Raw genomic sequence first — 1,838 nt, 5'->3', positions numbered from 1 at the left:
GAACGCGTAGGCGGACAGCCCACCGAGCGACAGGGTCAGGAAGATCTCGTCCGGCGCGTACGCCACGGACGACAGTGCGTCGCTCGCAAACACCGGCAGCGCGATCCGCTTGGGGAGGAGAGTCTCACCGAGCTGGGTGCTGCGAAGCTTGCGGCCGACCAGTGCTCGCTTGGTGACCTCGGTGATACCCACGAGAGTCGATGCTAGCCCCGCGGAAGGTTACGTGCGCGACGCACCTGCCTCGGGTGTAGCGTCTCCTCCGTGCATATCGTGATCATGGGCTGCGGACGCGTCGGGTCGACCCTCACTCACAGCCTCGAGGAGCGAGGACACACGACCGCCGTCATCGACTCCAACCCTGATGCGTTCCGCCGCCTCGGTCCCGGATTCAGTGGCATCACCGTGACCGGCTTGGGCTTCGATCGCGATGTCCTCGTCAAGGCAGGCATCGAGCGTGCCGATGCCTTCGCGGCAGTGTCCAGCGGCGACAACTCCAACATCATCTCCGCACGGGTCGCCCGCGAGCAGTTCAAGGTCGACAACGTGGTCGCGCGCATCTACGACCCGGGCCGTGCCGAGGTCTATGAACGCTTGGGTATACCCACCGTGGCCACCGTGCCCTGGGCGGCCGACCAGGTGTTGCGGCGTCTCGTCCCGGCCGACTCCGAGCCGGCGTGGCGTGACCAGTCCGGTCAGGTCCGGCTCGATCAGGTCTATGCGCCGTTCGCGTGGGTAGGTCACAAGATCGCCGCGCTCGAGGCCGCCGCCGGTGTACGCGTCGCGTACCTCAACCGTCTCGGCTCCGGCCTGATCGTCCAGCCGGAGACAGTAATCCAGGAGGGCGACTACTTGAACCTGTTCATGCGCGAGGACTGCGTCGACGTGTTCCGCAGGGTGCTCGACTCAGGCCCGGAGGCCGACTGATGCGCGTCGTGATCGCCGGGGCCGGCGCGGTGGGCCGGTCGGTGGCGCAGGAGCTCATCGACAACGGCCACCCGGTGCTGCTGATCGACAAGTCCCCTGCCTCGATCCGCGCCGACATGGTGCCCAAGGCGCAGTGGCTGCTGGCCGACTCGTGCGAGCTCTCCTCGCTCGAGGAGGCTCAGCTGGAGTCGTGCGACGTGGTCATCTCCGCGACCGGTGACGACAAGGTCAACCTCGTCACCTCGCTGTTGGCGAAGACCGAGTTCGCGGTGCCCCGCACCGTCGGCCGCGTCAACCACCCGAGCAACGAGTGGCTCTTCAGCGAGTCGTGGGGCGTCGACGTGTCGGTCTCCACGCCCCGCCTGATGTCCGCACTCGTCGAGGAGGCCGTCACGGTGGGCGACCTCGTGCGGCTCTTCACCTTCCGCCAGAGCAACACCAACCTGGTCGAGCTGACGATGCCTGACGACTCACCGTTCGTCGGTCGCCGAGTCAGCGAGGTGCCGTGGCCCGACGATGTCGTGCTGGTCGCGATCCTGCGCGAAAACTCGATCGAGCGTCCGGACGCTGACCGTTCGCTGGAGTCCGGGGACGAGCTCCTCTTCGTGACGCCCTCCGATGCCGAGGACCGCCTCGGCGAGCTCCTCTCCCCCAAGCACTGACTACCGAGCACCCGCTACCTCTCACCCTCATCGTCCGTTTTCCTGCACGTCTAGCGGCGCAGGCCGCTGGAGACAGCGGAAGGCCCCCCGAGCAGTGCTCGGGGGGCCTTCCGTGAATCAGTCTTCTGTGATCGGTGAGATCAGAGGGGACGGATGTTCGTAGCCTGCAGGCCCTTCTGGCCCTGCTCGACGTCAAACTCGACCTTCTGGTTCTCGTCCAGCGAGCGGTAGCCGCTCGAGGCGATCGCGCTG

At 66.8% G+C, this 1,838-nt stretch carries 4 protein-coding genes; 2 read left to right on the top strand and 2 right to left on the bottom strand.

All coding sequences use genetic code 11. The features are described from left to right. The coding region (locus tag H7290_RS09370; protein WP_290513752.1) for a hypothetical protein at positions 1 to 192 on the bottom strand (192 nt) is incomplete at its 3' end. Between the two features lie 69 nt (positions 193 to 261). On the opposite strand from H7290_RS09370, the gene H7290_RS09365 reads away from it, so the two are divergent. Together H7290_RS09365 and H7290_RS09360 are read left to right on the top strand one after the other, a co-directional pair. Next, on the top strand, positions 262 to 924 hold the full coding sequence (locus H7290_RS09365) for a TrkA family potassium uptake protein (RefSeq protein ID WP_290513751.1): 663 nt from the start codon (positions 262 to 264) through the stop codon (positions 922 to 924). Continuing rightward, positions 924 to 1,586: a TrkA family potassium uptake protein gene (locus H7290_RS09360; protein ID WP_290513750.1), complete on the top strand. Its 663-nt coding sequence runs from the start codon at positions 924 to 926 to the stop codon at positions 1,584 to 1,586. The genes H7290_RS09365 and H7290_RS09360 overlap by 1 nt, the downstream gene beginning before the upstream one ends. Positions 1,587 to 1,726: 140 nt before the next feature. On the opposite strand, the gene H7290_RS09355 is transcribed toward H7290_RS09360, so the two are convergent. Beyond that, on the bottom strand, positions 1,727 to 1,838 hold a 112-nt coding region (locus H7290_RS09355), incomplete at its 5' end, for a cold shock domain-containing protein (protein WP_290513753.1).

It is taken from the genome of Aeromicrobium sp. (assembly GCF_014378035.1).
Taxonomy (GTDB): Bacteria; Actinomycetota; Actinomycetes; order Propionibacteriales; family Nocardioidaceae; genus Aeromicrobium.
The sequence above is the reverse complement of the archived record's forward strand: the minus strand, read 5'-3'. Positions and strand labels throughout refer to the sequence as shown.